Here is a 16,060-nt window from a genome sequence, read left to right as displayed (position 1 = left end):
CGCTATACCTATTGTAAAGGAAATAGTTATATGACAAATAAGTTGGCGCATCGCGTTGCACAAATTGCCCCCTTTCAGGTAATGGAAATACTGGCGAGGGCAAAGGAGCTTGATGCATCTGGTGAAGATGTGATTCATTTAGAAGTCGGTGAGCCTGACTTTACCGCAGTAAATTCTGTAGCCAATGCAGGCATGGATGCGATCCAATCACGCCAAACAGGGTACACGTCCGCGACTGGCTTGGCAGAACTAAAGCAAGCCATAGCCACTCATTATCTTAAAAAATACCAAGTAGCGCTTAACCCCCAGCGTATTATTGTAACGCCAGGCGCTTCGGGTGCACTTTCACTATTGGCCTCTTTAATGGTGAATGCGGGAGAGCAGGTAATGATGCCCGACCCATGTTATCCGTGTAATCGTCACTTTTTAATTCAAGTTGGGGCAAAAGCGCAGCTCATCACTACTAAGGTTGAAGATGCCTTTGCAATTGATTTACAGACCTTAGCCAATCACTGGCAAGGCTCAACGACGGGTTTGTGGCTAGCGTCGCCAGCTAACCCAAGTGGCTGTGTTTTATCGAAAGACTACATTGCCAAAGCTTACCAAAAGGTAAGTGCGCTTGGCGGTCATTTAATGGTAGATGAAATTTATCAGGGCTTAGTGTTTGAAGGGGAAGATTTCAGTGCGCTGTCCATAGCAGATGACATTTTTGTGATCAATAGTTTCTCCAAATTTTTCGCCATGACCGGCTGGCGCTTAGGATGGATAGTGGTGCCTGAATGGGCAATTGAAGCAGCGACAAAACTGGCTCAAAACTTCTTTATTTCCGCGCCTACCGTTTCTCAATACGCCGCGCTTCAGGCCTTTAGCGATGACGCCATGGCGCAATATGAACACAGGCGCTGTGAGCTTAATGAGCGCCGAAAGGCCCTGCTTGAAGGCCTAGCTAATATTGGACTTCCCGCCGCGGTGCCTGCTCAAGGTGCGTTTTATGTTTATGTCGATGTGTCGCATATTACCAGCGACGCCAAGGTGTGGTGTTTAGCATTATTAGAGGCTGAAAAAGTAGCATTAACGCCCGGTGCAGACTTTGGTTATCATGAATCTGAAAAATATGTTCGCTTCGCTTATACCGCGAGTGTTGATAGATTGCACGAGGCGATTAAGCGTATTAGCCGGTTTTTAGCATCGCCTGTGTAAGTGAACTGATCACTTTTTTGAAAAGCGTAGAATGACTAATGATCTAAATAGTTGTTTATAAAAATCAGCGTCACTGATGGCATGGTATGCGTAACTTGTTTAATCTAAGGTTAACTTTATTCGAAAAAACGGCGCCGCAATGATGAATGACGAATAATGAATTTTTAGACTATTGTAAAAGTGAGCTAACAAACAGTTTACACAATACGAAATTACGAAAGCCAGACGACAAACAAAAATACCGTACTGAAGGGCTTTTACATGCCGCTAGACTGATGGGACTTATGTCAGTTCAACAAGTAAGCCATATGATTGCAACCCAACATCAAGCTTTTTTGGGGAAAGTGTGGAGCAACGACAAGCGCGTAAGGCTACATTAGCGAAATTGAAAGATATGTCATTGGATAATTATTTCGATATTCCTGCAATAGAGCGCAATCAGTAGTTTTTTAGAGGCAACTGTATACCGATAAAAGGACCTTCATACCGTCAAATTCATAGTAGTAGCCAAGTTAAAGGCCTTATTTCAAAACAAAAACTTACCTGGGTCTGAAAATATCTCTTACTTGAATTCCAAGCTCTAGGGCCTTTATTGCATCAAAAGATTCAAACGCAACGGCGCAATTATTGTTAATCATCGTGCGCCAAATATAACGCATATTGTCAGGATTTTCGCCTAACCAAAATTGCTCGCTTAGTTTCAAGTAATTTAAAACGGGTTCGGTATAACCATCCCTTAAAATATGTCTGATAAAATAAATGTCTGGGCCAAAAGAACTTAGTGTGGCCGAGTCTGCTCCGTCAATCGATGCTAACATTTCTGAAAACGCAGTTTTTGTGTCGCCTTGTCGGTATGCAATCCATGCTCGTGCGATTGCAATGGCGTGGTCTTCGTCGCTAAATCCATCAAATATAGACACAGCAACTTTTTGGTCAACGCGCAACTCGTCACCATGAGCTAACAAACGCTCTATATTAGTTTGCACTACATCGACAGGATCAAATTGTGCACTATATTTTAAATGCCTTGATAAATCGCTAATAGCTCGAAAGGGGTTTGTATTATTTTCAAAACTACTTTTGTATTGTGTTAATGTTTGTGAATATAGGCGTGAACTGCTGGAAGTGAAATGAGCAAAGCGGCTAGCCATATATTGGTCGTAGTCTGGGTCGTCGCAGCCAAGTTTATAATCTGCACTAAGTTGCGGAGCTAATAAAATCACAACAAGGAATATTAGGGATCTTGATCTTAAATTCATTTTCTATTGAAGTTATGTCTAAAATATTTATATCTTGCTCGAGTTCATTTAGATCGTTTTGATCATAACATTGGTGATGATCGTCTTTGATTTAGTCACCGAATAGGTGGCTTTTGGGATGCTGGAAATTCGTCCGATCCGAAAGAAACCGAGTTCGTCGCCATTAAGGGCGGCTCAGGCTCAGGAAAACCGACCTTAATGAATGTGCTTGGCTGCTTAGACACGCCTAACAGTGGCGCTTACAAACTCGACAGTAAAGACGTGGCCAGCACGTCTGACAATGAGTTATAGAAAACACCATAGGCCCTAAGAAATGTTGGGCACGTAGTAATTACAAATTCAATGGATGGAATAAGAGGGGTAACATAGCAGAGCAGGGCAACTCGGTGGTGCTGTTTGGTGGCGCGGCTTTGCAGGCCCAGCTTATTGCCAATGAAGAGAACCTTGATCGCTTACTGCTTGAATATGAAGAACTAAAAGTTTAGCAAGACCAAAACGTTATTGACCTCACTGGCTCGGGGTTTGTGTTGCCTTAAAAATCTTGCGCCGCTGCAAGGCTTGTTTATTTATTTCCAAGCGCTTGTCATTACTTGCGTCTCTCCACGCGAGTATACCTTGGATAGAGCGAAAACAGCCTTCGCAGACATCCTGCGGATCTAGCTTGCAGTGTCCAATACAAGGGGATGTAACTACAGTTTTTTCATTCATGGCGCCACGACAATTATGTGCGCCATACTCTAAACAGACGCAAAAAAATAATAAGAGGAAGGCTTTGTGCTCAGCACTACTGCTCATAAAGTCTTCCACAGCTTTGTTTAACAGACCTTTGGTCTAGTTTTCCTATACCTTACTGTCCAATATTAGCATCTATGTCGTCTATGCCACCTATGTTTGTGGCAAAAAGCACGCCTGTATACGACGGTGCATCAAATTCGTCATTTGCCTCTGCAAATTGGTATACCACTCTTTCGTTGTTTATCCATGTAATGGTCGTTAACTCGTCTTCGCTGTCGGGATAATCACCGTGTTTAACGAAGTCGATTAAGGGAATTTGTGAGGGCAGTGCTGCGGCTAAAACGATACTGCTAGATATAAAACTGGTTGCGACAAAGAAAAATAAAAACGTAATAGCCCTGATCATTAATAGTAATCCGTTTAATTAAAGTGGCGTTAATGCGCTAATTGACTAACTTTGTCGCTTATCGATAGTGAATATACCAAAACATTTTGTAATATTCGAATGCTTAGGCTATTTTTATGGTTCACAAATTAATACCTTAGTGTAGTTTAGCTCGGTTAACACTTAGAGTTTTTGATCTTTGTAGTAAAATGCCACTGGGTGGAAATTTAGTTATTAAGTGACTCCATTACTTTATTGATCAATATCAAGAGTGTGAAGAAGAATTTTACATATACTTCATCATAGTAAAATGTGTTGGTGAAGCCGGGGGCTGTGAACGTGACGTAAGTCAAATTAACAAGCCTTGATAAAAGCTTCTATTAAATATATCGTAAATGAATAAGGTGGTGGATATGAGCGCAGAAACGCAAGTGAGTGATTCTTTCAACTGGTGGTATATGTTAGGTATTGTTGGCACGCTGGTGGTAATGTGTTTGTCGCCCTACTTAATTTTTATAGCAAAACTTATTTTCACAGCAAATAGTTAAGTTTATTATCAAAAAGAATAGTCAAGATTTGTGCATTCACCACACGTGCGCTTTTATAACAAGTGCGCTTATGCGAACTAACTTAGTGTAAGAGCAGACTAGAGCGTTCAGCTATTTCATTTAAAAAAACACACTTGATGACGGTGTATACGGCCCCAATTTTAACGAACCCGTATACGGTATCACACTTATGCAGCATTACATTAAGTCGCCAGACTCTTGCACTCTTTGTCGCAAATAATACGCAAGTTACCGCTATCAAATCTACTGCGTTTTATAAAGTATTTGACGCATCGTATTCCTTTAGCATAACCTTTGAGGTAAGCTCATCTTTGTAGTTAATTTCGTAGTTAATAATTATGCTTATGCTTATTACCAATACATGAATCAATATATTTTTAATATAGAGAGTAGTCAACATGAGCAATATTTTAGTGTTTTTAGGAATTTTTATAGCCGGTGGCGCAATTGGCTTTGCCATTTATCACATAAGCTTTGGTAAAAAAAAGGCCAGTAAGCAGCAGCAAGAATTAGCGCAAAGTAAAGCCGAATTAGAGCAATATAAGTCTAAAGTAAACGATCATTTCATGAATAGTGCTAACCTCATGCAGGGGGTTGCTAGCAGTTATCAAGCGCTTCACAACCATATGGCGACCCAATCACAGTCGCTGCTTAATGACAACGACACGGTGCGCTTTCCACGTTTAAACGAAATTCCGCAGGAAAGCCAAGAAAAAACGGTCCTGACTAATAGTGACGATGATACCGAACAGTCAGTGCCGGTGGTGAAAGAAAACACTCCTCAGGATGCCGATACTAGCGTTGAAGCATCCCCTAGCGATGCGCCCGCATCGGATGTTAACAACGAAGCAGCAAACAGCCAAGAAAAACACCTAGATACCCGCGAAAAAGCAGCACATGCCAATGAAGATACAGTAGATGGCATCGATAACACACTCGATACAAGTGATAAAAAAGGGGGCGCTAGCGCTCCCCCCGAAGAAAAGAAATAGTTTGCCTGTGTAATCCCTTTTCTAGAGTAAAGCGTAAACGACATACAGCAAATAATAAAATTTTGCATTTTTATCTAAAAAACTAGAATAAAAATCAATTTATTACGATTCTATGCGTGAACGTAAAACACATACCAAAAAGGACTTACATGAGACCCACATATCAGCACTTGTTTAAACCAAGCTTAATCAGTGTAGCCCTTGCAGCGGTGCTATGTGCTCCCCTTTCGGCGCAGCAAGCACAAAGTCAGATGCAAGAAGATGAAGCCGTTGAAAAAATTATGGTTACCGCCACCAAGCGCAGCCTTGCAATTGAAGATGTACCATTTTCTATTAATGCCCAAACGCAAAAAGACATAGAGCGTTCAGGTGCAAACAGCTTAGAGGATATTTCGCGAAACATAGCGAGTATATCTATTCAAAACCTCGGTCCTGGTCAAAGCCAAGTATCTATGCGCGGCGTTTCAGCAGGACAAATTGTGCGTGACCAGCCTGGCGTAAAAGAGCAGGTAGGCGTTTATTTAGATGAAAGTGTCATTTCACTTTCTTTATTCACTCCTGATTTAGACTTTTTTGACCTTAGCCGAGTGGAAACTCTGCGCGGGCCGCAGGGCACTCTTTTTGGATCAGGCTCCATTGGCGGTACTTTACGTTATATTACCAATCAACCCGAAATAAACAGTTTCGATGCTAAAGTGGAAGTCAACGTTAACACTAAAACCGACGGCGGTAATGGCAACCATGTAAAAGCGATGGTGAACGTGCCCCTAGTTGACGACACCTTGGCCATGCGCGCAGTGGTGTATCGTACGGGCTACGCTGGCTTTATTGATGCACTGGGTGAAAATGGGGTGCTAGAAGAAGATGTTAACGACGGCTTCAGACTAGGCGGTCGTGTTGCGTTTAAGTACACGCCAACTGAAAATATCACCATTACCCCCAGAATCATCTTACAAGACATCAGTGTTAATGGCTCAAATCGTCAAGAGGTGTTTAACTTATTTGCCAACCCGAACACCACCACTAGACCAGCCATAAGCTTGGGTGAAAGACAGCAGTATTTGCTGCTTCAAGAAGACTTTAAAGACGAAACGCTCATTGCTGATTTAACCGCTGAGTACGCCAGTAACTTTGCCAATTTCACCTTTGTTTACAGCTACACAGACCGCGATATTTTAATGAGCCGAGATGCTAGCTCACTTTCTGGCAGTGTTAGTATCGATTTAGGTTTTCCTGACGAAGCGGTTCTTTTACCCTCAAATCTGCGCGATCAAACTCAAGTTACCCAAGACACCTTTGAGCTGCGGGCCGCATCTAACGATGAAAGTGACTTAACGTGGGTGGCGGGTATATTTACGTCTGATACCGAACGCAATTACCAGCAAACTTTGCCCACACCGGGATATGATGCCTTCACCGATGCCACATTAGGCGCCGGAACAGCAGCGTCCGTCGCGAATGGTTTTGAAGCTAACTCACCCTATAATGCGTCTTTACCCTATGATTTATCGCAAACCGCTGTATTTGGTGAGTTGAATTATGCATTTACTGACAAACTAATAGTTACCTTAGGCAGTCGCTGGTACGATTTTGAAGAAACGCGTCGTTTCACTACCGGGGGCTTGTTCTCAAATAGCGATGACCAAACTGATTCAACTACATCCGACGGCTTTACTTCACGTGTTATTGCACAATATGAGCTTAACGATACCGTAAACTTGAATGCACAAGTGTCACAAGGTTTTCGTTTAGGCGGCGTGAACGACCCTCTAAACAGAAGCTTATGTAACACTCAAGACTTAGACGTGTTTGGTGGCTTCCAAGAGTATAAGGATGAGACACTCACCAACTACGAGATAGGAATGAAGTCATCAGGGCGCGGCTGGGGCGCGAACGTGTCGGCTTTTTATGCTGACATTGAAGATCTTCAGGTTACGCTAGACGCAGGTTCTTGCTCTTCGCGCATATCCTTTAACGTGCCAAAATCGACTAGCCAAGGTATTGAATTTGAATTGACCCGTCAGGCGACTAAGAACTTATTTGTGTCGTTTGCCGGTAGCTTTATACAGGCAGAATTTGGCAGCACCGTATTTGACAGTAACGGCGATGTGCTAGGCGGCGTCGCGGACGGTAACCGCTTAGCGTCAGTACCAGAAACGTCATTTGCTATTTCAAGCACGTATGAGTTTGATGAGCCTTTGTTTGGCTCTAGTGCAACCTACATTCAGGGTTCGTACCAGTTTGTGGGTGATCGTATTACGCAGCCAAGTGACCAAATAGCAGGCGCGGGCAACTTCCAATCGGGTCTTGCTTTTGGCGGTGCCACAGGTAATGAAACCACTGAAGTTGATTTGATGTTAGACCAATACGATACGCTTAATTTAAGTACGGGCTTGGTGTATGACGAATTCGAACTACTGTTTTATGTTAACAACGTATTTGATGAAAACGCGCTGTTATCCTTTGACCGTGAACGTGGCGGCAGAGCTCGTTTGGGTTACCGTATTGGTGAGCCGCGTACTATTGGTGCGACCTTTAGAATGTTCTTTCAATAGGAAACTGATTACTAGACTAAACGTAAATACCGTTACATGAAATATCAAAAGGAGCGTTTAATCACGCTCCTTTTTTCGTATAAGTGAGGTCTTATGACGCAACTACATGGGCATAAGTACATGTCTTATCGCTTGCGCATCACGGGCCTATTTAACCAAAGGAAGCTACATTTGTATGAATTACTCGGCATGTCAGCCAATGTCCCCACCGATATTTGTTTTAGCTTTGCTGGGCTTTTAGAGCGCGGTGGCCGAACGTGCCCGCAACTGGACCCATGCGCATAATGGTCAGTTAAGTGATTACTGTGCATTTATTTTTTGATCCTTAAGTATCTGCACTTGCAGGGGTAACAACATCTCGGCAAGACTCATCAACAAATTCTAGTTCAATTGTGGTGTGCACGTAGAATAAAATAGTGTTAATCACTGGAAATGGAAAATACCACATTGTGCAGCGCGAAGCAGCAAGATGCTTCTCTTTACAATACCCACGAATAGTCTAGGATAATATTTATAAACACGCAATAAAACAGTCACATGAATTATAAAAGCAAACTTCAAACGCAACGCTTTAGCAGCTCATCAGTAGCAGGGCGCGACTTTAACGAAGAAATGGAAAGCGACAGAGGCCGCGCCATTCATTCGCCAGCACTGCGTCGCCTGCAGCAAAAAACGCAAGTGTTTCCCCTTGAAACTAACGCCGCGGTCAGAAGCAGGCTCACCCACTCTATGGAAGTGCAGCAGGTGGGCCGCTATATTGCCAAGCAAGTGCTTAAGGTCATTGACAAGCAAAATTTGGCCGAACAATACGGACTTAAAGGTAAGTTTGATGGTTTCATTAGTGCAGTAGAAATTGCCTGTTTGCTGCACGACGTAGGCAATCCTCCTTTTGGTCACTTAGGTGAAGAGGCGATTAATAAGTGGGCTATATCCTCTGTTGTGCCAATTTTCGTGCAAAACTTTGGCGACGCCTGTATTGACAACGCATATGTGCGCGATATTAAAACCTTTGAAGGTAATGCGCAAGGCTTGCGGGTACTGCACAGCCTGCAAAGTCTTAATCTTACCTATTCTCAATTAGCCTGCTTGTTAAAATATACAGGCCCGGCGTGCGACACAAAGCCAGAACAAGGCAGTGAATTCGCCTATCGTCAAAAAAAGCCAGGGTATTACCTGTCTGAGAAAGAAATAGTAGACAGTATAAATGAGGCTTTGGATATAGCGCCGGGGTGTCGTTTCCCACTCACATACATTATGGAAGCTGCAGACGATATAGCCTATTGCATTGCAGATTTAGACGATGCGCTTGACAAAGGTCTTATAAGCGTACCAGAGCTGCATGGCTTAATTAAACACAAGTGGGAAAAGCATTGCGAAGCACACTTTAATGATAACAGCGCGCGCAGTAACGCTTATTTGCTCGATATTTCGCAAAGCGCGCTTGAGAAATACCATAAGGCTGAATTCAATAAGAGCCACCAGTATATTCTTTCATTGCGAACCCGCTTAATCAACGACTTGTCTGAATATGCCACAGCGCGCTATATCGATAATCATGCGGCAATCTTTGACGGGCGTTTTGACGAGCCTTTACTCAAAGGAAATAATGAGTTTGCATGGGCCACTAAAACTCTCAAGAATATTGCGGTAGAACGTGTTTTTTCAACCAAAGAAGTGCAGCGCTTAGAAGTAAAAGGCTTCAACATCATTGTTGGCCTGTTGAACATTTATACGCCACTGCTTAACCTAAGCGGCGCTGACTTTCGCACGCTAATCGCCAATAAATCGATAAAGGGCGCGCCATTAGAAAGCCGCTTATTTCAAGATCTGCCGGGCACCAATATTCGCCGTTACCATTTGTGTATGGATCAGCTAACGCAGCGCAGCGAGCTTAATGACAACTTGGAACTATTAGAGTTGTACTATCGTGCCCGCATCGTTATTGATTATGTCAGCGGCATGACCGATCATTTTGCGCTAAGTGAGTATCGTGAGCTTACGGCTATTAGTTGAGTATACTTATACTTTAAATTCGAAATCAGCATCTATGGCTTCGGTTTCAGCCGCGGTGGCGATAATTTTGGCTTCGTCCAATGTTAATATTTTACGAGATTTCATTTGATATTTCATTTTACATAACTCTTTGCTTAATTGTTAAAACATGGTGGACGGCTTCGCGGCCAAACCCTTAGGCTTTAACGCTTGGGGGTGACGCCTCCTATACTGTCCGTAATTTTGGCGGCGGCTTGTTTTACCCGGTGGCCAATTTCAGCAATAGAATTGTTGAGAAAACTAACTGTTGGCCCAGATACAGAAACACCGGCAATGGCTTCTGAAAAAGAATTGTAGATAGGCGCTGCTATACACTGCATGCCCAAAAAGCGTTCCTCATCATCAAGTGCCCAGCCACGCTGTTTGATTATCTCAAGCTCGGCAAAAAGTGCGCTTGGTGTAGTAATCGTTTTCGCTGTAAATTCGGGACATCCTTTCTTTTGCAAAATTTTCTCAACTTCAGCTCTGGAGAAATTGGCCAAAAGTGCCTTGCCAATCCCTGAGGCATGCATAAAGCCGCGTGTTCCGGGCAGAAAGAAGGCTCTGATAGGTTTGTGAGACTCGATCTGGCTGATAAATACGACATCCCCATTATCGGCAATCGCTAGGTTAGTGGTTTCGCCGCTTTGCTGGGCAAGATCACGCATAACGGCGCGTGCAGAATCGACTAAATTCGTGCGCTCAAGGTAGGAGCTTCCCACTCGAAATGCTTCAAGACCGACCGCCCAGTGCTGCGAAGCAGCGTCAAGCTCTACAAACCCATGTTTTTGGAGAGTGCTCAACATACGGTGCGCGGTGGAAGGGGGCATACCGACACTTAATGCAAGATCGGTAAGGCTGAGTTCGCCTTCCTTTGACAGCGTGACTAATAGACTAATGCCGCGATCAAGTGCCTGGATAGTGCCACCAGACAGGTCGCTGAATTGAGACTTTGGTCTTCCGCGTGGTTTTTTGCTTGCTGGTTGTTCGGCCATGGGGTTACAATTTTATTTTTTGTTGTTTTAAAGATGTTTCCATTTATTGATTTAGTTGTCAATAAAAACATATTAACCTCCACAGAACATGAGTAAAAATATTTAATCATTAAAACGAAAATAGTTTCCAATAAAAGTTGCTTTAATATCTCGTTCGATTATAGTTTTGTTAAATCAATAAATCTTGGAACACATTATGCGCGATTTAAATCCGGTCTTTATTCCCGGCCCCACTAATATGCCAGATCGCTTACGTGCTGCGATGAACATACAAACAATCGATCATCGCTCACCAGATTTCGCTGAATCCTTGCAGCCTATGCTTGAAGACCTTAAGAAAGTGTTTAAAACTCAACACGGACAGGTGTTTATTTTTCCGGGTAGCGGAACCGGCGGGTGGGAAGCCTCAATTACCAATACCCTGTCGCCGGGTGACAAAGTATTAGTGGCTTGCTATGGCATGTTCTCTCATCGTTGGATTGACATGTGCCAGCGTCACGGATTAGATGTTGAGGTTATTGAATGTGAGTGGGGTACAGGCGCGCCGGCCGATCTTTTTGCTCAGCGTTTAGCCACAGATGCCCAACACAGTATTAAAGCCGTACTAGTGACCCACAACGAAACCGCCACAGGCGTGCTTAGTGATATTGCCGCGGTCCGTTTGGCGATGGATAAAAGCGCACACCCGGCAATGCTGTATGTGGATTGCGTGAGTTCTTTAGGCAGTATGGATTTCCAGATGGATGCCTGGGGTGTCGATCTCGCCGTTTCTGGATCGCAAAAGGGCTTTATGTTGGCCACCGGTTTGGCCATTGTAGCGGCTAGCCCCAAAGCGCTCGCCGCTTTAGAAGGTGCACGTTGTACACGCTGTTACTTCGATTTTCGCGACATGGGTAATACAAATAAAAATGGCGCTTATCCATACACACCACCCATTCAATTAATAAACGGGCTTAAAGCCAGTCTTGAAATGTTGTTTAAAGAAGGCCTTGATAATGTCTTTGACCGGCATTTTCGCTTAGCCGAAGGTGTTCGCAAAGCGGTGGCTGCTTGGGGTTTGCGGCTATGTGCCCAAACACCAGAGCTTTACTCACATTCAGTTAGCGCAATCTACGTGCCTGAAGGATTCAACAGTAATGAACTTACCGACCATGCATATCATAAATACGGTGTTTCGTTCGGCGTTGGTCTAGGTGAAATGGCGGGCAAGGCCTTCCGTATCGGTCACTTAGGTGCGCTGACAGATGTGCTCGTGCTGTCGGGTATTGCCACCATAGAGATGGCTATGAAAGATCTTGATTATCCTATAGAACTGGGTGTTGGTGTGGCTGCTGCACAAGAATACTTGCGCTCAACTAGCACTGCTAAGGCATAAACGATTAAAGGAAGCTGACTATTATGGCTAACAATTAAGGTTTTTATATCCCTACGTTTGACAATTTTCTGGCCGTTCAAAAGCGTATTGCCCCTTACATTCATTGTACGCCAATATTAACCTCAAGCTTTCTAAATGCGTTCACCGGTGCGCCGTTATTTTTTAAATGTGAAAACTTTCAAAAAGCGGGCGCCTTCAAGAAGGCTTGGTTATCGTCTCTTAAAAAGTGTGCCAAGAAGTCATTGGTAGAGCGTCTGCTTTCAGCGCGGTTGAAAAAGTCTTTGCGGCTATGGCGAATGGCGATGCTTATAACTTCCCTTTTATTCGCGAAGCGATTGGACATGCTGATACCCTATATGGTTTTAAGTCTGGTTTTGACCGCACCGGTATGGCCTTGTGAGTTCGTCACAGGTGCATTGCTTGAGAAAGCATCCACGCCTAAGTGCTTAATAAAATAGTCCTTCTTGTCACTTAGCATCTGCTTTCTAATTAAATCAAAATCATCAGGTTTAAAGCTATCCAACAGCACTGGGTCAAACGCTATTTTATTCAAATATTTCGTATGATACATAAAACATTTACGCTCAAACTTCTCAAACTTCTCAAACGGATTTTGAAGGATGCTACGAGTAATAGCCGCTTCACCTGACAAGTAATCAACACTGGTTGAATACCCTAAGTACATAGTTTACTCTTATGCGGTGCTGTTTATGCCTCACTTATCAACGGAAATATTAATGACCAATCGCTGTGTTCGCCTGCTGCTAGATTTTGACGCCTGCGCTCAAAGAGACAGTGGCCAAGATTCAGTATTTTTACATAGGCGTGACCGCAAGTTTGCGCTTACCTGTGAAGAGCAAGGCGAAAAGCCAACGTCAAAACGCTGGATGGCTTATATCAATAGGTTTAACGATGCTGAAGCTGAGTCTCGTCAGGCTTTGCAAACGTTGCGTAGTTGGCGACGTATCAACAGTAGCTTTGTTGCGTTTGGTACGTTGTTTGGGATTTTAAGCATGCTGGGACTGTTGTTTTACGATGGTGGCCAGCGAATCAATATTACGGTTATTATAGCTTTTGTGGCGTTTCAACTTTTACTGGCGCTATTTACTACTGTGCAGTCACTAGCGGGCTGGCAACCTTGGCGGCTAGTGCTTCGCCGTTTTCAAAAAAATGCACCCAATGACATTAAAACAAAGCTTCAGCCGGTATTAATGGCGAAAGCAGCGCAACTTGGCGGCCTGTGCTTTGCCTTTGCCGGGCTGCTAACACTATTAACCATGGTGCTGCTGCAAGACCTAGCCTTTGGTTGGAGCACTACCCTTGAAACTGATGCGCAAGCCTATCATAGATTTATTGGTATAGTTGCAGCGCCTTGGGCTTGGTTATGGCCTCTGGCCGCGCCCGATCTTGCGCTAGTAGAAGCCACACGGTTTTTTCGAGCAAGCTCACCAGACACTAATATAAACCCAGCCTTATGGGGTCAATGGTGGCCCTTTATTGCCATGTTATGGACAACGTGGACGCTGCTGCCGCGTGCAATTTTATACTTTACAGCAGGCCTTATTGTTGAGCGTAAAGCCCGCCGCTTATTGGCTACGCACCCGGCTGCAGCCGCACTTCAATATCGTATGCAAACGCCCACGCTGGAAACGGGCAATGAGCATAACGATTCTGTAGATTTACCTGATATTAGCCAGCAGTTTGCGCTGTCGCCGCTGCCAAACGCGCGCGTTCTATTAACATGGGCAGGTGCCCATGATACTGCACTTCCTCAAACGCTTAACGCTGATAAAATGGTGGTGGCGAAGGTAGGCGGAAGTATGACACTTGTTGATGATCGCAATACCGTGGCTAAAGTCGCGAGTGCCTTGAGCAAAAAATCCTCATCCATAAGCGATACAAAGCCCAAAACAAAAGCGCAAAAGCCATATGAGTACACAGTAAAAACGCCTAAGTCAGAGGATAAAAAAGCCCAAGCAAGTGGTCAAGAAGCCCAAGAGTCAGCAGCTTACAAGCCTTCAGCAACAACTTCCACTATCTTAAAAACATCACTTAAAGCAGATGATCATAACGTTTTGTTAGTAACTCACAGTTGGGAGCCACCCACGGGTGAGCTAGAAGACTTCATTGCCAATGCATACAAAAACTGGCCAAAAACTGCGCATATAGTGATAGTGCCTGTGGCTACCAACCTGCAGCGCGAACCCCAGCCGCATCATGTGCAGCAGTGGTTACGGTTTGCCAATCGTACTTTGCCAGATTTTGTGTCGGTAAGTCTGCTACCCACAGATGAAGTAAGCTCTACTTTACAGGACACACAGCATGAATAGCGCGCCCAACTTTGCTGTTGTAGGCCATCCCAATAAAGGTAAATCGAGCATTGTGGCCACCTTATCGCAAAACGATGCTATTGCCATTGCACTAGAGCCTGGCACCACGCGCTCAAGCCAGTCTTATCCCTTAAGCGTAGACGGTAAAATACTCTATACATTGGTAGACACCCCGGGCTTTCAACGTCCTAGAAAAGTGCTGGAATGGCTCGAAGCGCATAGTGTATCGGCTTCTGACCACAGCGATACGCTTAAAGCCTTCGTAGGGCAGCATAAAGATGACGAGCGTTTTACCGATGAATGCGAATTACTCCAGCCCTTAATTGAAGGTGCCGGGATCATTTATGTGGTAGACGGCTCGGTGCCTTACAGCGCGCAGCACGAGGCTGAGATGACCATATTACGCTGGACGGGTCGACCTAGCCTAGCCTTAATCAATACCATAGGCCTTGAAGACTACAGCGATACGTGGCAGGCAGCATTAGGCCAATTCTTTCAAGTTGTGCGTAAATTTAACGCAGTGCGAGCACCTTTTGAACAGCACTTAAGCCTGCTGCGAGCCTTCGGCCAGCTTGAGCCACAGTGGGAAAAAACCTTAAACCAAGCCACGCAATACTTGTCAAAGCAGCGTCAGCAAAGACGCAGTCAGTCAGCCAGTATTGTTGCCAAAGCCTTAAGTGACATGATGTCGTATCAAGAAAAACGCACTTTCGCGCAACATGAAAACGTGAGCAGCGATTCCGACCAAGGTGAATTGGCAGGCAAGCTCAGTAAATGCTGGTATGAACATCAGCGTGAACGCGAACAAAGCTTGCGTAAAAGTATTGAGCATTTATACCAACATCAGCGCATTCGCCGCCAAGAAACCGAACTTAATTGGCACAGTGCCCAAGACTTATTTTCCCAAGACAGTCGACAGCAATGGGCCGTAAGCCGGCGTTATTTAGTTACCGCTGGTTTTGGTGCAGGTGCTATAGGCGGTGTTTCAATAGATGCACTTACCTTTGGTGCATCCCTTGGCACCGGCGCACTTTTAGGTGGCTTTATGGGGGCTGCTGGAAGCTATTACTATGGCGCTAAATTGTTGTCACCGGCGCTAAAAATAGCCTCGTTTGGCAAGGGTCTTACAACCGCCACGTTTGGTCCCGTGCAAGACAGTCAGTTTGCTTACATTGTGCTTGGCAGAGCCGTTGATCACTGGTGGCATATAAGCCATCGTAATCACGCTGGACGAGACTTGCTTGACCTCGTGCAGGGCGATAATCACTGGATTGAGGGCCTTGATAAAGACAGCCGCAGATCTATCCAAAGAACTTTAGATAAAATCCGCAAGCAGCAACCCACAGATGAAAGCCTGCAGCAGCGATTCACAGAAGCCGTTCAAGAATGTCTTGCGGTCTATGAAAAGTGGCGAGCTGATAAGGCCTAAAAATACCGCAGACATATAAATAATGTCTCTAATAAAATATTTCACAAGGCGTGCATGCATAGCGCTTGTAAAGATATTTATTACGCGGATATGCCAAGAATGTTAAGCAATTTAGCGAATGCTTTGTCGCTATGTGGTAACAAATGCGATTGCGGTAATCCACAAGTCATTTATTTTTTCATCCGTAGGCTCGTATTTTCAGGAA

General features: G+C 44.3%; 15 protein-coding genes and 2 pseudogenes. 11 read left to right on the top strand and 6 right to left on the bottom strand.

Translation table 11 applies throughout. The features are described from left to right. The first annotated feature begins 30 nt into the window (after positions 1-30). Together BAE46_RS09755 and BAE46_RS09750 are read left to right on the top strand one after the other, a co-directional pair. Positions 31-1,200, top strand: a complete 1,170-nt coding sequence (locus BAE46_RS09755; protein ID WP_006005038.1) for an aminotransferase class I/II-fold pyridoxal phosphate-dependent enzyme — start codon at positions 31-33, stop codon at positions 1,198-1,200. 146 nt (positions 1,201-1,346) lie between these two features. After that, a complete protein-coding gene (locus BAE46_RS09750; RefSeq protein WP_070112589.1) occupies positions 1,347-1,580 on the top strand; it encodes a hypothetical protein in 234 nt (77 codons plus the stop codon). A gap of 159 nt (positions 1,581-1,739) precedes the next feature. On the opposite strand, the gene BAE46_RS09745 is transcribed toward BAE46_RS09750, so the two are convergent. Continuing rightward, complete coding sequence (locus BAE46_RS09745) at positions 1,740-2,423, bottom strand: hypothetical protein (protein ID WP_083256853.1); 684 nt, start codon at positions 2,421-2,423, stop codon at positions 1,740-1,742. Between the two features lie 138 nt (positions 2,424-2,561). Here BAE46_RS09745 and BAE46_RS14375 point away from each other — a divergent pair. Next, positions 2,562-2,747: pseudogene (locus BAE46_RS14375) on the top strand (ATP-binding cassette domain-containing protein); the annotation flags it as partial. Between the two features lie 219 nt (positions 2,748-2,966). Here BAE46_RS14375 and BAE46_RS09740 read toward each other — a convergent pair. Next, positions 2,967-3,167, bottom strand: a complete 201-nt coding sequence (locus BAE46_RS09740; RefSeq protein ID WP_006005044.1) for a DUF1289 domain-containing protein — start codon at positions 3,165-3,167, stop codon at positions 2,967-2,969. Between the two features lie 139 nt (positions 3,168-3,306). Then, complete coding sequence (locus BAE46_RS09735) at positions 3,307-3,600, bottom strand: hypothetical protein (protein WP_070112585.1); 294 nt, start codon at positions 3,598-3,600, stop codon at positions 3,307-3,309. A 392-nt stretch (positions 3,601-3,992) separates the two neighbouring features. Here BAE46_RS09735 and BAE46_RS15105 point away from each other — a divergent pair, with 392 nt between their 5' ends. The 5 genes and pseudogenes from BAE46_RS15105 to dgt all read left to right on the top strand — a co-directional run bounded on the left by BAE46_RS15105 (position 3,993) and on the right by dgt (position 9,708). Next, entirely contained in the window at positions 3,993-4,127 is a 135-nt protein-coding gene (locus tag BAE46_RS15105; protein WP_280513157.1) for a hypothetical protein, read from the top strand. A 419-nt stretch (positions 4,128-4,546) separates the two neighbouring features. Further along, positions 4,547-5,140, top strand: coding sequence for a Z-ring associated ZapG family protein (locus tag BAE46_RS09730; RefSeq protein ID WP_070112583.1), 594 nt, complete (start codon positions 4,547-4,549; stop codon positions 5,138-5,140). A gap of 149 nt (positions 5,141-5,289) precedes the next feature. Continuing rightward, the gene (locus BAE46_RS09725) at positions 5,290-7,695 is read left to right on the top strand and encodes a TonB-dependent receptor (RefSeq protein ID WP_070112581.1); all 2,406 of its coding nucleotides are present in this window, start codon (positions 5,290-5,292) and stop codon (positions 7,693-7,695) included. A 171-nt stretch (positions 7,696-7,866) separates the two neighbouring features. Continuing rightward, positions 7,867-7,968: pseudogene (locus BAE46_RS14640) on the top strand (class II glutamine amidotransferase); the annotation flags it as partial. A 264-nt stretch (positions 7,969-8,232) separates the two neighbouring features. Continuing rightward, a complete protein-coding gene (dgt, locus tag BAE46_RS09720) occupies positions 8,233-9,708 on the top strand; it encodes a dGTPase (protein ID WP_070112579.1) in 1,476 nt (491 codons plus the stop codon). Between the two features lie 182 nt (positions 9,709-9,890). Here dgt and bhcR read toward each other — a convergent pair whose 3' ends face one another. Next, positions 9,891-10,721: an HTH-type transcriptional regulator BhcR gene (gene bhcR, locus BAE46_RS09715; RefSeq protein WP_070112576.1), complete on the bottom strand. Its 831-nt coding sequence runs from the start codon at positions 10,719-10,721 to the stop codon at positions 9,891-9,893. Positions 10,722-10,917: 196 nt separating this feature from the next. On the opposite strand from bhcR, the gene bhcA reads away from it, so the two are divergent. Further along, entirely contained in the window at positions 10,918-12,096 is a 1,179-nt protein-coding gene (bhcA, locus tag BAE46_RS09710) for an L-aspartate--glyoxylate aminotransferase BhcA (protein ID WP_006005059.1), read from the top strand. Between the two features lie 178 nt (positions 12,097-12,274). On the opposite strand, the gene BAE46_RS14820 is transcribed toward bhcA, so the two are convergent. Further along, a complete protein-coding gene (locus BAE46_RS14820) occupies positions 12,275-12,439 on the bottom strand; it encodes a hypothetical protein (protein ID WP_158309262.1) in 165 nt (54 codons plus the stop codon). A 9-nt stretch (positions 12,440-12,448) separates the two neighbouring features. Beyond that, the gene (locus tag BAE46_RS09705) at positions 12,449-12,781 is read right to left on the bottom strand and encodes a hypothetical protein (protein ID WP_070112574.1); all 333 of its coding nucleotides are present in this window, start codon (positions 12,779-12,781) and stop codon (positions 12,449-12,451) included. 52 nt (positions 12,782-12,833) lie between these two features. On the opposite strand from BAE46_RS09705, the gene BAE46_RS09700 reads away from it, so the two are divergent. Together BAE46_RS09700 and BAE46_RS09695 are read left to right on the top strand one after the other, a co-directional pair. After that, a complete protein-coding gene (locus BAE46_RS09700; RefSeq protein ID WP_070112572.1) occupies positions 12,834-14,426 on the top strand; it encodes a DUF2868 domain-containing protein in 1,593 nt (530 codons plus the stop codon). Beyond that, positions 14,419-15,855 carry a GTPase/DUF3482 domain-containing protein gene (locus tag BAE46_RS09695; protein ID WP_070112570.1) on the top strand — a complete coding sequence of 479 codons (1,437 nt, stop codon included), beginning with the start codon at positions 14,419-14,421 and terminating at the stop codon, positions 15,853-15,855. The genes BAE46_RS09700 and BAE46_RS09695 overlap by 8 nt, the downstream gene beginning before the upstream one ends. Positions 15,856-16,060 lie beyond the last annotated feature (205 nt).

The sequence above is a fragment of the Glaciecola punicea genome (assembly GCF_001756615.1).
GTDB classification, from domain to species: domain Bacteria; phylum Pseudomonadota; class Gammaproteobacteria; order Enterobacterales; family Alteromonadaceae; genus Glaciecola; species Glaciecola punicea.
This window is presented reverse-complemented; position numbering and strand designations above follow the sequence as displayed.

Excerpts from the sequence above, each read along its gene's own strand:
- BAE46_RS09755 (WP_006005038.1), top strand. The coding sequence starts at position 31 with ATGACAAATAAGTTGGCGCATCGCGTTGCACAAATTGCCCCCTTTCAG.
- BAE46_RS09750 (WP_070112589.1), top strand. The coding sequence starts at position 1,347 with ATGACGAATAATGAATTTTTAGACTATTGTAAAAGTGAGCTAACAAAC.
- BAE46_RS09740 (WP_006005044.1), bottom strand. The coding sequence starts at position 3,167 with ATGAATGAAAAAACTGTAGTTACATCCCCTTGTATTGGACACTGCAAG.
- BAE46_RS09735 (WP_070112585.1), bottom strand. The coding sequence starts at position 3,600 with ATGATCAGGGCTATTACGTTTTTATTTTTCTTTGTCGCAACCAGTTTT.
- BAE46_RS15105 (WP_280513157.1), top strand. The coding sequence starts at position 3,993 with ATGAGCGCAGAAACGCAAGTGAGTGATTCTTTCAACTGGTGGTATATG.
- BAE46_RS09730 (WP_070112583.1), top strand. The coding sequence starts at position 4,547 with ATGAGCAATATTTTAGTGTTTTTAGGAATTTTTATAGCCGGTGGCGCA.
- BAE46_RS09725 (WP_070112581.1), top strand. The coding sequence starts at position 5,290 with ATGAGACCCACATATCAGCACTTGTTTAAACCAAGCTTAATCAGTGTA.
- dgt (WP_070112579.1), top strand. The coding sequence starts at position 8,233 with ATGAATTATAAAAGCAAACTTCAAACGCAACGCTTTAGCAGCTCATCA.
- bhcR (WP_070112576.1), bottom strand. The coding sequence starts at position 10,721 with ATGGCCGAACAACCAGCAAGCAAAAAACCACGCGGAAGACCAAAGTCT.
- bhcA (WP_006005059.1), top strand. The coding sequence starts at position 10,918 with ATGCGCGATTTAAATCCGGTCTTTATTCCCGGCCCCACTAATATGCCA.
- BAE46_RS14820 (WP_158309262.1), bottom strand. The coding sequence starts at position 12,439 with ATGTCCAATCGCTTCGCGAATAAAAGGGAAGTTATAAGCATCGCCATT.
- BAE46_RS09705 (WP_070112574.1), bottom strand. The coding sequence starts at position 12,781 with ATGTACTTAGGGTATTCAACCAGTGTTGATTACTTGTCAGGTGAAGCG.
- BAE46_RS09700 (WP_070112572.1), top strand. The coding sequence starts at position 12,834 with ATGACCAATCGCTGTGTTCGCCTGCTGCTAGATTTTGACGCCTGCGCT.
- BAE46_RS09695 (WP_070112570.1), top strand. The coding sequence starts at position 14,419 with ATGAATAGCGCGCCCAACTTTGCTGTTGTAGGCCATCCCAATAAAGGT.